This window comes from Haematospirillum jordaniae, assembly GCF_001611975.1.
Classification (GTDB): domain Bacteria; phylum Pseudomonadota; class Alphaproteobacteria; order Rhodospirillales; family Rhodospirillaceae; genus Haematospirillum; species Haematospirillum jordaniae.
Window position 1 is genome coordinate 1,422,746 of the sequence record NZ_CP014525.1, and the last position, 15,420, is coordinate 1,438,165.

Annotated in this window: 10 protein-coding genes; 6 read left to right on the plus strand and 4 right to left on the minus strand. The window is 57.5% G+C overall.

What is annotated here, in order from left to right; genetic code table 11:
- Positions 1-154 precede the first annotated feature (154 nt).
- Complete coding sequence (locus tag AY555_RS06745) at positions 155-1,093, plus strand: DMT family transporter (RefSeq protein WP_245176893.1); 939 nt, start codon at positions 155-157, stop codon at positions 1,091-1,093.
- Here AY555_RS06745 and AY555_RS06750 read toward each other — a convergent pair.
- Positions 1,072-4,371, minus strand: a complete 3,300-nt coding sequence (locus AY555_RS06750) for a YhdP family protein (protein WP_066135035.1) — start codon at positions 4,369-4,371, stop codon at positions 1,072-1,074. The two genes, AY555_RS06745 and AY555_RS06750, sit on opposite strands and share 22 nt — an antisense overlap.
- An 83-nt stretch (positions 4,372-4,454) precedes the next feature.
- On the opposite strand from AY555_RS06750, the gene AY555_RS06755 reads away from it, so the two are divergent.
- From AY555_RS06755 to AY555_RS06770, 4 genes are all read left to right on the plus strand, one after another.
- Positions 4,455-7,535, plus strand: a complete 3,081-nt coding sequence (locus AY555_RS06755) for a bifunctional [glutamine synthetase] adenylyltransferase/[glutamine synthetase]-adenylyl-L-tyrosine phosphorylase (protein ID WP_066135037.1) — start codon at positions 4,455-4,457, stop codon at positions 7,533-7,535.
- Positions 7,532-8,005, plus strand: a complete 474-nt coding sequence (locus tag AY555_RS06760; RefSeq protein WP_066135039.1) for a peroxiredoxin — start codon at positions 7,532-7,534, stop codon at positions 8,003-8,005. The genes AY555_RS06755 and AY555_RS06760 overlap by 4 nt, the downstream gene beginning before the upstream one ends.
- A gap of 121 nt (positions 8,006-8,126) precedes the next feature.
- Positions 8,127-9,950, plus strand: a complete 1,824-nt coding sequence (gene aspS, locus AY555_RS06765; RefSeq protein WP_066135041.1) for an aspartate--tRNA ligase — start codon at positions 8,127-8,129, stop codon at positions 9,948-9,950.
- 204 nt (positions 9,951-10,154) lie between these two features.
- A complete protein-coding gene (locus tag AY555_RS06770) occupies positions 10,155-11,012 on the plus strand; it encodes an EipB family protein (protein WP_066135042.1) in 858 nt (285 codons plus the stop codon).
- A gap of 5 nt (positions 11,013-11,017) precedes the next feature.
- Here AY555_RS06770 and AY555_RS06775 read toward each other — a convergent pair whose 3' ends face one another.
- Entirely contained in the window at positions 11,018-11,980 is a 963-nt protein-coding gene (locus AY555_RS06775) for an ROK family protein (protein WP_066135044.1), read from the minus strand.
- 155 nt (positions 11,981-12,135) lie between these two features.
- Between AY555_RS06775 and sppA the strand changes: the two genes are divergently transcribed.
- A complete protein-coding gene (gene sppA, locus AY555_RS06780; RefSeq protein WP_066135046.1) occupies positions 12,136-13,917 on the plus strand; it encodes a signal peptide peptidase SppA in 1,782 nt (593 codons plus the stop codon).
- 51 nt (positions 13,918-13,968) lie between these two features.
- Here sppA and AY555_RS06785 read toward each other — a convergent pair whose 3' ends face one another.
- Both AY555_RS06785 and AY555_RS06790 read right to left on the minus strand, forming a co-directional pair.
- Positions 13,969-14,745: a TlyA family RNA methyltransferase gene (locus tag AY555_RS06785; protein ID WP_066135047.1), complete on the minus strand. Its 777-nt coding sequence runs from the start codon at positions 14,743-14,745 to the stop codon at positions 13,969-13,971.
- Complete coding sequence (locus tag AY555_RS06790; RefSeq protein WP_066135049.1) at positions 14,745-15,350, minus strand: MarC family protein; 606 nt, start codon at positions 15,348-15,350, stop codon at positions 14,745-14,747. Before AY555_RS06790 ends, AY555_RS06785 begins: the two co-directional genes overlap by 1 nt.
- Positions 15,351-15,420: the final 70 nt, after the last annotated feature.

Sequence of the window (15,420 nt, forward strand, 5' to 3'; positions counted from 1 at the left end):
TCCGGGCAGGGGTATCGCAGCCCCGGTTCCGGGTCAATGGTCTGTTCGGGATAAAACCAGATGACAGGTTTGCCCGTATCTGTTCAGGTACTTTTCCTTCAGGGGGTGCTGGGCCCCTTTTCTTGACAAGACTTTTTAGGCAGGGAATGCAGACGTGGCGGGTACAGTGATGGGGGTGCGGGAATGGGGCTTGCTTGTTCTTTTATCGGTTCTTTGGGGGGGGGCGTTTTTCTTTGTCGGTGTTGCCGTCCCTGAGATCCCGCCCTTTACGCTGGTTGCCCTGCGGGTTTTTTGTGCCCTGCCATTTTTGTGGGGCCTGTTGATGATCCGGGGTCAATTTTTCCTGATCGGGTCTGCGCCCTTTTTCGCTTTTGTTGCTATGGGGTTGCTGAACAATGCGGTTCCACAGGTCTTGATTGCTTGGGCGCAGGGGACGGTTTCAGCTGGTGTGGCTTCAATTCTGAATGCAACAACGCCTTTGTTTACCGTTTTATTAGCCCATGTCCTGATCCGCGAGGAGAAGATGACACCGGGAAAATGCCTTGGTGTGGTGCTGGGATTTAGTGGTGTGGTGGTGATGACAGGTCTGGATGCCCTTGATGGCATCGGCCTGTCTGTTCTGGCCCAAGGTGCGGTGCTGGTGGCCAGCTTGTCGTATGCCATGGCGGCGATTTATGGGCGTTACCTTGCGCAGCAGGACGGCGTATCCCCCTTGATCGTTACGGTGGGAAGCATTACCGGGGCAGCCTTGGTTCTGGTGCCCCTTGCTCTGGCTCTGGAAACGCCGTGGACCCTGCCTGTACCCGGTATCCCGGCATGGGGTGCGGTTCTTGGGCTTGCTGTTCTGTCAACGGTCTGTGCCTACCTGCTGTTTTATAACCTGCTGGATCGCGTCGGGGCGTCCAATGCATCCCTTGTTACCTTCCTGATTCCAGTCAGTGCCGTTGTCCTGGGCTTCCTGTTTCTGGAAGAGCAGCTGGAACCCCGCCATGGGGCAGGCATGGCCCTTATTGCGCTGGGCCTTGCCGTACTTGACGGGCGTCTGATCCGGGGGCGGCGTCCTTCCCCGCTTCAGGGAGAAGGTGCCGGTTGAGGTTCGGCCTCGTTCGCTGTACTACCCTGTCCCAGATTGAACAGTCGGCGCAGAAAGCCCGGTGCAAGGGCGCTGAGGGGGTTGACAGAAATAGACGGCTCGCTGGTTGTGCCGCGAATGGCGTAGTTGGCCCCAATCAGACCGCCGTCTTTTTCAAAACCAGTCAGGATCTGCCCGATCAGGGGGATCTTGCCGACCAAGCTGTTCAGGGCATAGGCCGGTATGATGGAGCCGGCTACGTCAATCTGGCCTTCAGAAAACCACACAGTTCCGCGCCCTGTCATTCCAAGTGATGCCCCGTGGGTCCGGAAGTCATTCAGGGTCAGCCTGTTGCGGTCGCTGTCGTACACGAAGGGAGCTTCTAGGGATTCGAAGCCGATGCCTTCCCCCCGCAAGGTATCCAGAATCCCGGTCAGGGCGGCAACGGACAGTATTCGTGCTAGGAGCGGAGCATCCACCAGCCGGTATTGACCGACCGTCGCGGTGCCACGGGCCACGCCATGACGACTCAGGGTTCCGTTAACCTGAAGCTCTCCGCCCCGCATTGTTGTGATAATACCCAACGCACGGGCCAGTGCACCGGCATCCGATGTGCGCAGGGTCATATTTCTTCCATCCTGTTCCCCTGAGGGGGTAATCCGGAATTCCGCCGGTTTTCCTTCATCGACGCGGGCTGTGGCCTGTACGCTTTCGAAGCGGCCGTTACGACGTGCCGCAGATACTTTCAGGTCTTCCAGTCCCCCATGCTCGGACATCAAGACCTTTGCAAAATCCAGGTGTGTGACCGTCGGCGGGGTTGTCGGTATACCTTCAGGCAGGGGGGCATCATCGGCCATGCTGGATGTTCTGTCCGGCTCCTTTTTACTGTTGCCTTCGCTGTCATCTTGGCTCGAGAACAGGGGAGACAGGTCCAGGGTTGACCCAGTGACCGTAACATTCAGGCCGTCGCTGTCCTTGGCTGGTCTGATCCGGACTTTTGCATCCGTGCCGTTGATCCGCACCGTATCTAGGCGCAGGTCTGCCAGTGTGCTGTTGCGTCCGATATTCAGGGACCCACGTATTGTCAGATCCGGGGCAACGCTGGCTGAAAACGATGGTACTTCGGTCACATTCTGTCCGCGCAGCAGCAACGTTGCCTTGGCATGTCCGGGCTTTCCGGTGGGTTTGACCCATCCAAGTTCAGGTATTGCGGCATGGGCTGCGGTCAGGTCGGCGTCTACGTTCAGGGTGGCATGGCCGTCGCTTTGGGTTGTCATGTCGGCCTTTGCGGTAATGGGTCCTTCGATCCATTCTCCGTCAAAGGGCGTAAAGGTCAGGCCGACAACGGGTCTTTTGTCCTGCGCGATGGTAGCATCAACCAAGTAACGGCTGGCAAAGGGGGTGCCGGAGAAGTTCTCCGTCCACGTAAAACGGGCGGGAATTCCGCCGATCATTCCCTCTCCCTTTGCCTCAAGATTTTGTGTTGTCACCGCCATGGTGATGCGGGTCTTTTCCAGGTTCTGGTTGAAAACCAGATTGGCAATCGACACGTCCTTTGCCTGCACGTTGGCATGGACAGACAACTGGTCTAGGGGAAGGTCGCTGAGCAGAGGAAATAATAGCTTCAGCTCTGTTTCCACATGGCCGGCTGTTTTGTCCGGTACAATGCCGATCTTGCGGGCATAGCCCAGCGGTTTGTTGTCGATCAGGGCCAAGGCTTCAGGCAAGGGACCGGTTATGGACAGATTGACGGCAGCGGTGTTGTCATCTTGGTCCAGTTTTTCAAGCGCGATTGTTCCGCCGGTGACCTTGAGCGCGCCGGAGTATCCACTTTGAACCGCAATGCCGACAGTATCCCCTGTGAAAGAAATGGTGGCGTGCGTATCGGATACCGGGGGCATGGGGCGCAGGTAGTGGACGGTGACTCCTTCTGCCTGTGCTGTGCCGGAAAGGGCCTTGAGCATGATGGTGTTGTGTTCATCAGCCCCCAGGTCGAATGTCCATGACCCGTTCCGTACGGTTCCATCCTCTAGGTTCTCTGTAATCCACGTTCTTGGATTGACCGCAAGTGCAGCGGGCCACAGGTCGCGGAGCCGGTTGACCGGAAGCGCATCGACAGAGACGGTCACTTGCCCTGAGGGAGGCGTGGTCCCTCCTGTCCCGGACTGAAGGTGGCCTTGGGCCGTGACGATGGTTCCATCCAGATCCAGTATCAGGGTTTCCAGCTGAATGTCCTGCAGGTCTGCTGTTGTCTTCAGTCCTATTTCCAATGATTTGACCGGAATATCACCTTTTATCGGTTCTGGGAGGTGAAGAATGCCTGACTTTCCGGTGATATGAGCAGCTCCCGAGACAAGGGCTGTCTGCTCTCCCAAGGCAAGGCGTGCTTCTATGGTGCCACTTAGCGGGATATCCAAGCCGGCCAGCGGGGACAGTGCCCCGGACAGGTTGGACAGGACCGACGGGCGCAGGTCCCGTGTTTCCAGCCTGAACTCTAGATGACGGGATCGGGCGCTGTAGGAGCCCGTCAGATCCAGATGCGTCGTGTCTCGTGATGTGGCCAGTTCTAGGTCAGCATCAAAATCCAGCTGACCACGGGTGCGGGTCATGTCGGCAGATGCTTGGGGAATATGCCATGTCATTCCGGCTATTCTGTCGATAACCACCATGCTGGCATCGCTGATCTGTAACAGTGACAGATGCGACAGGACAACGCTGCCCGGTGTGCCATCGGGTGAGCCATGGTTGGTCAGGGACGCCAGAATCTCCTGTACAAAGTCGGTTGTTGTTTCTGTTGCCGTGCTCTCAGGTTCTGTATGTCCTTGTTCTTCCGGCAAGGGCACCGGGTTATCCGGCAAGTCTGACATGCCCAAGCGTATCTGGCCATTTTTGTCCCGGATCATCAGGATTCTGGGATTGATGATCCGGATCATTCTCGGGTAAATCCGGCCTTGCAGAAGCCACCATGGCTCGATGGTAATACCCAGCCCGGGGAAGCGTGCGACAAGCCTCTCTTGGTTATCTCTTACGCGTGTTCCCTGAAGGCGTAATCCGACAGAGCCAAGCCCGTGATCCCAGCGTAGTTCAGTATGTTCAATGGAAACCCGTACGTTGGCTTGTGGGTCGGACAGGGCATCTTCCAGGTAAGGTGTCAGGGCGTCGAGCATCACAGGCCCTTGGTCCAGTCGCCACGTCAGGGCGCCGGCTGCCAGCAGGATGGCAAACAGGATACCCACCACAATACGCAAAAATTGACTTACGCCCTTTTGAATCACAACAACCCCGATTTTTGTCATCATGCCGGCAATAACCTCGTGACAGAGGTCAGCCTTGACCGTTTGTTCCGGCTCCCGCAGTCTGCGGTAAAACAGATTGAATTGGAATGCCTGACGTGCCTGTTCCCCTGTTTATCCGCAAACCTGAACCCGCCCCTTTGCCAGCCCTGCTGGAGTGGGGTGACTGGTCGGCCTTGCCCCCCCCCTTTGACCGTCTGAAAGTTGCCGTGGCTATGCAGCACTGGCAGGACGTGGTGGCGCGTTTTGTGGATCATTGTGCAGAGCAGTCGGTTCCTGTACCGGATATGGTATCCGGTCATCCTGATGTCCAGAGGGTTCTGGAAAGTTGTTTTGGCAACAGTCCGTTTCTGACGACGTGCCTTTTGCAGGAGCCGGCCTTTTTCTTCTCCCTGTTCTCGCGTGGCCCAGATGCCGAGATAACGGTGTTGCTGCATACCCTGAGGCAGGAGTTGGCGCAGCCCGTGACAACGCCTGAACTAATGAAGGCCTTGCGTGTGGCCAAGCGGCGGATGTCCATGCTGGCTGGCCTTGCGGATATGGCTGGTGTCTGGGATTCCATCCGGGTCAGTGCGGCATTGTCCGACTTTGCGGACATGGCCTTGCGACTGTGTGTGGCGGCCTTGTTGCGTGCGGCGCAGAACACGGGACAGATTGATCTTCCCCATGCCGACGATCCTCAGAAGGACTGTGGCTACATGATTCTAGCGCTGGGCAAGCTGGGCGCTTTCGAGCTGAACTACTCCTCTGATATTGACCTGGTCGTCCTCTACGACGAGGAGAAAATAAGGTACCGGGGGCGCAAGTCTCCATCAGAATTCTATGTCCGTCTGACCCGTGATCTGATGCGTCTTCTGGAAGAGCGCACGGCCGACGGGTATGTCTTCCGTACGGATTTGCGCCTGCGTCCGGATCCGGGGTCAACAGCCTTGGCGCTGTCGGTGCAGGCTGCGGAAATTTACTATGAAAGTTTTGGCCAGAACTGGGAACGGGCGGCGATGATCAAGGCGCGACCGGTTGCCGGTGACATTGTGCGCGGGCGTGAGTTCCTGTCCGGCCTGCGTCCGTTTGTGTGGCGCAAATCACTGGATTTCAATGCGATACAGGATATTCATTCCATCAAGCGCCAGATCCATGCCCACAAGGGAGGAGGGCATGTCGCCGTGGCCGGTCACAACATCAAGCTCGGCCGTGGGGGTATCCGGGAGATCGAGTTTTTTGCCCAGACCCAGCAGCTGATCTGGGGTGGGCGTGTACCGGGATTGCGCCTTTCCCGAACCCTTGATGCCCTTGATGCCCTTGCGGATGCCGGGCGGATTACCGGCACTGTGCGTGATGACTTGAGCCGGTGCTACCAGTTTCTCAGGACGGTGGAGCACCGGCTGCAGATGATTGATGACGCCCGGACACAGACCCTGCCCCTAGATCCGGAGCGCCGGGCGCATCTGGCCTGTTTCCTCGGGTGGCCGGACCTAGCATCGTTTGATCAGGCCATGCAGGCCGTTCTGTGTACGGTTGAAGCCCACTATGCCGCCCTTTTTGGTGATGCACCTGGCCTTGGTACCGAAACCCCGGACGGACAGGGAGGAAGCCTGGTTTTTACCGGCCATGAAGATGATCCGGAAACCCTGCAGACTCTTTCGGGGTTGGGCTATACCAATCCCCGTGCCATTGCTGCGATGATCCGTGCCTGGCATCATGGTCGCTATCGGGTTACACGGTCTACCCGGGCGCGCGAGGTCTTGACCGAGCTGGTGCCAACTTTGTTACGTGCGCTGGGCAAGACATTCCGTCCCGATGAAGCTTTTTACCGTTTTGACGAGTTTCTGCGGGGTCTGCCGGCTGGCATACAGATCTTCTCGCTTCTATATGACAATGATCGGCTGCTGGATCTTCTAGCCGATATCATGGGGGATGCCCCGCGTCTTGCGGGTATTCTTGCCCGTCGCCCCGGGTTGTTTGATGCGGTTATGGCCCGGGATTTTCTGGCCCCGCTGCCCGACCGGGATGCCCTAGGGGCCGATCTTGACCGGATTCTTGCTGGAACATCGGCGTTCGAGGATGTGCTGGACCTGTGCCGGATCTGGGTCAACGGGCGCAAGTTTCAGGTTGGGGTGCAGGTGTTGCGTCACATGGTTGCTCCCCGTCCGGCGGGCGAGGCCCTGACGGCTGTTGCCGATGTGGTTCTTGATCGCCTCTTGCGTGAAACAGAGCGTGAATTTTCCCTTCGTCACGGGCGTGTTCCGGGTGGGGCCTTGGTGGTTCTGGCCCTAGGGAAAATGGGCGGGCGGGAAATGACCGTGACCTCTGATCTTGACCTGACCCTTCTTTATGATTTCCCGGCAGACTGCGAAACGTCGGATGGACCGGTTCCTTTGGCGGCCAGCACCTGGTTCATCCGTCTGACCCAGCGGTTTGTCAATGCGGTCACAGCGATGACTTCTGCGGGTATTCTTTACGAGGTGGACATGCGCCTTCGTCCGTCGGGGTCAAAGGGACCGCTGGCAGTCAGTCTGGATGCCTTTGTCCGGTATAACGCTGAATCGGCATGGACGTGGGAGCGCATGGCCCAGACCCGGGCCCGGGTTGTGTGTGGAGACCCAGCCTTGGCCCGGCGGGTTTCCCTGGCTCTTGTGCAGTCTTTTGGCCTGCCCCCTGATCCGGTTGCGTTGTTGCTGGATGTTGCAGATATGCGGGTCCGCATGGCCCGTGAACGCCGTGCCGCCAACATGTTTGATGTCAAATTATGGCGTGGAGGGCTGGTGGATATCGAGTTTATTGTGCAGTATCTTCTGCTTCGACATGCCAATGTGCAGCCTGCTGTTCTGGATGCCAACATTGCCGGTGCCATCGATCGTCTGCGGGACGCAGGTTTCCTTGAATCTCCTGATGCGGACCTGTTGCAGGAGGCGCAGGAACTCTGGCTTGGACTGCAGGGCATTTTGCGCTATTCCATCGACGGCGTTTTCCGGGAGCAGGAGGCGCCACCCGGCCTGTGTGCGCGTTTGGCCCATTCAGCCGGGGAACCTGATTTCCCGCGCCTGAAGGAACGCATGGGCCATGTGTACAGGCAGGTATCAGCCCTTTTTGCACGCCTGATTGAACATCCGGCGGACCAGGCCCGCCGGGCTTCTGGTTCTGCGCCGGTACAAGGAGAATCGAAACCATGAACATGATGACAGGCCAGCCGGCTCCCGCGTTCGACCTTCCCGCCAGCGGCGGAGGACGCGTGTCACTGGCCGCGTTGCAGGACAGGATTGTTGTTCTCTATTTCTATCCAAAAGACCTGACGTCGGGGTGTACAACCGAGGCCGAGAATTTCCGTGATCTGCACGACGATTTCTTGGCTGCCGGTGCTGTGGTTCTTGGCGTATCCAGGGATTCCGTGCGCAAGCATGACCAGTTTGTGGAAAAGCACAGCCTTCCGTTCCCCCTGCTGTCTGATGAAGAGACTGGCAGCCTGTGCGAGGCCTATGGGGTCTGGGTCGAGAAGAGCATGTATGGTCGCAAGTATATGGGCATTGATCGCTCTACATTCCTGATTGCGCCTGGCGGTGAAATCGCGCGGGAGTGGCGCAAGGTCAAGGTTCCCGGCCACGCTGCCGCTGTGCTGGAGGCTGTTCGGCAGATATCAGCCTGACGGTTCTGTGCGCTTCTGCTTGACAATCCGCCCCGAACCGTGTGCTTTTCGCCGGTTCGGGGCCGCATTGCCATGTGGTTTGCCCGATCCGGCTGTTTCCATGAACCAAGAGGTATCTTCCATGCACGCGTACCGTACCCATACCTGTGGCGATCTCCGCAAGGAGCATGTGGGCCAGCAGGTGCGGCTGTCCGGTTGGGTTCACCGCAAGCGTGACCACGGCAACCTGCTGTTTGTCGACTTGCGTGACCATTACGGAATCACCCAGTGTGTGACCGATGTGTCATCGGAGATTTTCCGGGTTCTTGAAACCCTGCGACCGGAAAGTGTTGTTACGGTTACCGGTGCGGTAGTCGCCCGTTCCCCGGAAACAGTCAATCCCCGTTTGACCACGGGCGAGATCGAGCTGCGGGTTTCCGACATTGTCGTGCAGTCGCGTGCGGATGTTCTGCCTATGCAGGTTGCCGGCACAGAAGAGTTTGGCGAGGATACCCGCCTGCGCTATCGCTACCTTGATCTGCGGCGCGAGAAAGTCCATGCCAACATGCTGTTGCGTTCGCAGGTAATCGCTTGGTTGCGCCAGCGCATGACAGCCGATGGTTTCAACGAGTTCCAGACCCCGATCCTGACGGCTTCCAGCCCCGAGGGGGCCCGTGACTTCTTGGTTCCCAGCCGTTTGAACCCGGGTCGATTCTATGCGTTGCCCCAGGCCCCGCAGCAGTTCAAGCAGCTGTTGATGGTCGCTGGCTTTGATCGCTATTTCCAGATTGCTCCCTGCTTCCGTGACGAAGACAGCCGTGCCGACCGTTCGCCGGGTGAGTTTTACCAGCTTGATTTTGAAATGAGCTTTGTCACCCAAGAGGATGTGTTCAACGCTATCGAGCCGGTCCTGCATGACCTGTTTGTGACGTTCTCTGGCGGCAAAGCGGTTTCGCCCATGCCGTTCGAGCGCATCCCCTATGATACCGCTATGCTGAAGTATGGGTCGGACAAGCCGGATCTTCGGAATCCGCTGCTGATTACCGATGTGACGGATGCCTTCCGCGATTCCGGTTTCGGGATTTTTGCCCGTGGCGTTGCGGCTGGCAGCGTGGTTCGTGCCATTCCGGCCCCCGGTGCAGCAGCCCGTCCGCGTGGGTGGTACGACAAGCTCAATGAATGGGCCCGTGAGGAAGGGCAGGGTGGTCTCGGTTATGTCCAGTTTGCCGCCGATGGCCCGAAAGGCCCGATTGCCAAGAATCTGGAAGCCGATCGCCTGCAGTCCATCAAGGATGCCTGTGGCCTTCAGGACGGAGATTCTGTGTTCTTTGTCTGTGACAAGGCACTGGGTGCTGCCAAGTTTGCCGGCAAGGTTCGGGAACGGGTCTGCGATGATCTGTCGCTGCGCGAACAGGGCGTTTTCCGGTTCTGCTGGACGGTTGACTTCCCGATGTACGAGCGCAACGAAGATACCGGCCAGATCGAATTCAGCCACAACCCCTTCTCCATGCCCCAAGGCGGCATGAATGCCTTGGAAACCATGGATCCGCTGGATATCAAGGCATTCCAGTATGACATCGTGTGCAACGGGATAGAGCTGTCTTCCGGCGCCATCCGGAACCACCTGCCAGAGATCATGTACAAGGCTTTTGCGATTGCCGGTTATGGCCCTGATGTGGTCGAAGAGAAGTTTGGCGGCATGTTGAATGCCTTCAAGTTCGGGGCCCCTCCGCATGGTGGTGCAGCGCCGGGTATCGACCGTATGGTGATGCTGCTGGCCGACGAACCCAATATTCGTGAGGTTATCCTGTTCCCGATGAACGGCCAGGCCCAGGATTTGTTGATGCAGGCGCCTTCGGAAGTGACCGAGAAGCAGCTGCGCGAGCTTCATATCCGCCTTCAGCTGCCGAAGAAAATAGAGGTTCAAAAAGGCGGTGCAGCCCCGGCCAGCGCTGCCGGTGCATAGGTTTCTTCCCCTGCCTTGATCCTTATGTGTCCAAGCCTCCCCGGGTTATACATGTCTCGGGGAGGCTTGCGTTTATGCAACACGTCCCGGAAAACAGACGCGTAGCCTGTTCCCGGGTGTGGAGCTGACTTGGCAAATCCTTTGAACTGCACCATTCTGGGTCGTCATTGTTTCGGCCAATAGGCAGGACGCAGGAACTCTGCCATGTATGGGCGTTATCTGAGAATAGCTTTGATGTCTTGTGTTGTCGGGCCCTTCTTGGGTGCCGGCTTTTCTGTTGCAGTCTGGTCAAAGCCTGTTGTTCCATCGAATGGCTCCAGTCTTGTGCCCCATGCCGCCGTGTACCGGATGGAGCTGCACTCGGCCCGTTCTTCCTCGGGGATTGTCGGGGCTTCGGGGACCATGCGCTATACTTTTGAGGATGGCTGTACAGCATGGAAGGTCAAGACCCGCACGGATCTTACCCTGTTCCAGAGTCAGGGGGATGCGGTTTCGTCCAGCTGGGACTTTCTTTCGTGGGAATCCAAGGATGGTCAGTCCTACCGCTTTTCTGTCCAGAACATGCGGGATGGGGAGGTTCTTGATGCCTATCAAGGGGAAGCGCGTATGCCTCCTGCCGGGGTTGGCAGTGCCCTTTTCCGGATAGAGGGAGACCAGCAGGACGTTGTTTTTGATCTCTCCCCGGGTACGCTGTTTCCGGCAGCGCACACAGACCTTCTCTTCCGGCAGGCTCGTAATGGGGGGCGCTTTCTGGCCCGTCCTGTTTTTGATGGTTCCATCATCGGCCCTGCCTTTGATCTGTCGGCTGCTGTTGGCAACCCGTTTCCGGATCAGGCCTCTTCCGTTCTTCCCGGTAATGCCTTGCTGAAAGGTGGGGGGTGGCCGATTGTTATGGCATTTTTCAACCCAGCAAACGGTGGTGGTGTTCCTGATTTCGAGGTATCCCTGCGTTACCGGAATAATGGTATAGCCGAAAGCCTGCTGCAGAATTTTGGTACGTTCAGCCTGCGTGGTACGCTCGTCGAGCTCCATCCTCCCCCGGCGCCGGACTGTGCCCTATAGGGTGGTTAGTCTGCCGGGTGTAGGAGCAGCGCCGGTTGGGGGCGAACCTGATCCGGGCAATCCCATAGCAGTGATGCTCCCCGTACAATACTGTCGGTCCCGTGCGCAGCTTTGCATAAACGGGTTCTTGTTGTGTTGCTCAACGCCCAACCGGACCACAGCAGGGGAATCTTTTCATAAAGCCAGTCTATATCCGACAGGGCGCCGCCCAGCACGATGGCGTCAGGGTCAACCAGATTGACGATGATGGACAGGGCCCGGGCCAGCCTGTCTGCGTAGCGTTGCATGCTTTCCAGGCAGTCAGGATCCCCGGCTGTGGCCGATGCAGCAATATCAGGCCATGGTATTGCTATTCCCGTTGCCTTTGCATGGTCATCCATAAGGCCGTGCGTTGACAGAAACGTTTCTGTGCAGCCTGTCAGTCCGCAGTAACAGTCCGGGCCGGGTCGTTCATCGGCGTGTTTCCATTCCCGTGGCCATGGAATAGGATTGTGGCTCCATTCCCCCCCAAGGGCATTAGGGCCACTCAGAATACGGTTTCCGATGGTCAGGCAACCGGTTACGCCTTGGTCCAGTATGGCATGGAAGCAGCAGTACAGGCCCGCGCTGGCACCATCCATTGTTTCTGATAGCGCCATGCAGTCTGCATCGCTGGCAATGCGCACCGGACGTCCAATCGCTGCGGAAAGGTCAACAAGCATCGTGTGGCCAATCAAGTCCTGAACAGGGGATGTCCGGATATGTCCGCTGTCTGGTGTGATGCTGCCAGGGATGGCGACGCCAAGGCTTCCCTTTCCATATTCACGGTCCAGCATTCTGACCCGGCTGGCCATCGCTTGCAGTCTGTCGTGGTAAGACGGCGATGTCAGGGGGTGCTGTTCGCGCGTCAGCACAAAGTCGTTGGTTGTCAGAGCCAGAACATCAAAGCTGTTATGGCCAAGACTGATGCCGATGCGTGGATGAGGCATGAACGAAACCCTCTTCTCTGACACCTTGGTGGACCAAGCTTGCACTTCTGTCCGTCAACTGCCACTTTTGCGGCATACTACAGGGCGGGTCAATTGCCGGGATGCTTCTTTTTGCGTTGTCTGTCAATTCCGGTTGGTCCTTTTAGGGAGCTGTCATGCGTATTTTTGGTAGGGCGTTGTTGTGGGCATTGGCTCTGTGCGGCGTTGTTTTTGTCAGTTTATCGGTTGTTCTTGTGCTTGGTGTATCTCGTTTGGGGCCTTCTTTCTCCCGATCGGCTGATCTGCCTTCGGAGATGATTTTGTCCCTGTCTCTGGATTATCCAACGCCGGAATTGCCAGAGGTTCATCTTGATCATTTGTTCGAGCCGCAAGTCTCGCTGGTCGATATCGTCACGGTTCTGGATCGTGCGGCTGCGGACCCTAGGGTTAAGGCGGTGACGGCCCGTATTGGTGATGCCGGGCGTGGTATAGCGGAAGCGCAGGAACTACGCGACGCGATCGAACGCTTTCGTGCTTCGGGCAAACCGGCTTTTGCCTTTGCCGAGACACTTGGGCAATCCAATGGCGGTGGCGCAGAATACCTTCTGGCATCGGGTTTCTCGGAAATCTGGTTGCAGCCTTCAGGGACCTTGGGTTTGACAGGCTTTGGTGTCGAGGTACCTTTCCTGAAGTCTGCCTTGGAAAAAATCGGTATCGAGCATGAGTTTGCAAGCCGTTGGGAATATAAAACGGCGATGGACAGCTTGGTGCGCGATGACATGAGTGAGCCGCATCGGGCTTCACTGCGTGCCTTGCTTGATTCTTGGCAGTCCCAGTTGCTTGATGCGGTTGTTTCCGGGCGTGGCCTTGAACGGGCTTCTGTAGAGGTCTTGGCGGCTCGTCCTCCCTTGTTCGCCAGTGAAGCAAAGGATGCTGGTCTGGTTGATACCATCGGGTATCTGGATGAGTTTATGGATGCTGTACACAGCGCAGCAGGAACCGACAAGGAGGTATCATTGGATGATTACCTCGCTGGTGCAATAGCGCCTCCATCGCCGCATGCTTCGCGTATTGCCCTGATTCACGGGGTTGGTGTTATCCATGCCGGGGCAAGTGAAGATGGAACCATGTCCGGAGCGCACAGTATTGGTTCCGATACGGTTGCCGGTGCTATTCGCAGTGCAGTGGATGATCCGGATATTAAGGCCATTGTCCTGCGGATCAACAGCCCCGGGGGCGATGCTGTTGCCAGTGATACCATCTGGCGTGAGGTAGCTCGGGCCAAGGAGAAAGGCATCCCCCTGGTCGTGAGCATGGGCGAATATGCGGCTTCTGGTGGCTATTTCCTGTCCATGCCCGCGCATGCGATTGTTGCAAATCCGGGGACAATAACAGGCTCTATCGGCGTGTTTTCGGGCAAGACTGTGGTGTCTGGATTGTGGGACAAGCTGGGTGTTTCTTGGGCGCGGGTCGAGACAGGATCCGGGGCCCTGATGCTGAGTCCGAATCGCAAGTTTACGCCGGAAGAACGCGCTTGGTTCGATCGCTCTCTTGATGCCGTTTATACAGATTTTACCGGCAAGCTTGCTCAGGGGCGTGGTCTCGCTCCCGATCAGGTGGACCATGTGGCCCGTGGCCGGGTCTGGTCCGGCCATGATGCAAAAGCTGTCGGCTTGGTTGATGCCCTTGGTGGTTTTGGTACAGCCGTGCGCCTGGCGCGGGAGGCCGCTGGTATTCCCGAAGACGCAGAGATCGAGCTGGTTCCATTTCCGGCCCCGAAAACAGAGTGGGAGCAGATTATGGCTGTATTTGGGGGATTGGCGCATGGCATGCGACAGTTGAGCTATCTGGGGACCTTGGAACCGCTTGTGAAGCCGTTTATTTCCGGGATCGAACGTCAGCGTGCCATCGGGCGAAGCCCGGCTGTTCTAATGGCTCCTTCTTCTGAAGGATTGTAGGGAGTTGGCGTGGGGTGTGGATTGAGTACGCCACACCCCATGCCGGGCTTTTCAGGTCGGGAGCCGCTGTGCTCCCAGAAGGAACTCCACATTTCCTTCCGGTCCCCGGATGGGGCTTTCTGTTATGCCCAGAACGGTCCACCCGGGCTGCGCTGTCAGCCATGTATGCATGGTATCACAAACCTCTTGGTGAAGCGCGGGATCGCGGACAACCCCCCCTTTGCCTAGGCGTTCTTTGCCGACTTCAAACTGTGGCTTGATCAACGCCACCAGATACCCCCCGGGCTTCAGGAAGGTCAGAGGTGTTTCCAGAACTGTCCGCAGGCCAATGAAGCTGGCATCACAGACGACTAAGTCAACGGGTTCGGGGATATGGTCTGTCGTCAGATAGCGGGCATTCGTTCGTTCCAGAACCACAACGCGTGGATCAGTACGCAGGCGATGGGCCAGCTGTCCATAGCCTACATCCACCGCATAAACCCGTGACGCCCCCCGGGTCAGCAGAACGTCGCTGAAGCCGCCGGTAGAGGCCCCGACATCCAGTGCCGTGCTTCCGGTAACGGCAATGTTGAAAACCTCCAGCCCCTTGTCCAGCTTCAAGCCCCCGCGTGAGACCCAGGGGTGATCCTGTCCTTTCAGGACGATTGTCTGGTCCAGGGCAACGCGGGTTCCCGGTTTGTCAACGCGGTGTCCATCAACCAGAACCAGGCCAGACATCACCAAGGACTGGGCGCGTGTCCGGCTTTCAGCCAAGCCCCGGTCCACCAGCATCTGGTCAATGCGTTCCTTGGTCGTTTTTTTGGAACGGTCTTGTGTCTTCTTTGTCATCAGGGTGCTGCGGTACTCAGGGTCTGTACATATTGGCCGATACCGTTCATCAGCATCTGGATGGCAATAACAACAAGAATAATGCCCATCAGGCGCTCGATCAGGTTCAGGGCCCGATCCTTGATCCAACGACGCAGAAGATCGCCGCTGTAAATTGTTAACCCGCCAAGCACGCATGCCATGACGATGGCAAGAGCCCAGTCACCGATCCGGTCAGGTTCCTGTGTGGCAATCAACATGACATAGGCCATGCTGGATGGACCGGCAGCCAAGGGCACGGCCAGAGGAACCAGCCATGGGTCTGGATCTGTCCCTTCCGTAAGGCTGCCGTACTGGCCGGGAAAAATCATGCGCAGGGCAACCAGGAACAGGACAACCCCTCCGGCTACTGACAGGGCAGGTGCCGAGATCCCCAGAGAAGACAGAAGGGTTCGACCAAAAAACAGGAACAGCAGAAGGGCGATCAGGGCAAATGTAATTTCACGCAGGATTGCGCGGCGGCGGCGGGTTTTTTCCAGCCGTCCCAGCACAGACAAAAAGATCGGGACATTCCCCGGAGAGTCCATAAGCAGAAAAAGGGTGATTGTGACCGATAAAATCGTCATGGCACGGGGATCCAGCAATCAGGAACCGGCAGAAAGCCGATAGTCCGGCCACAATATCCTCTTGATCTGT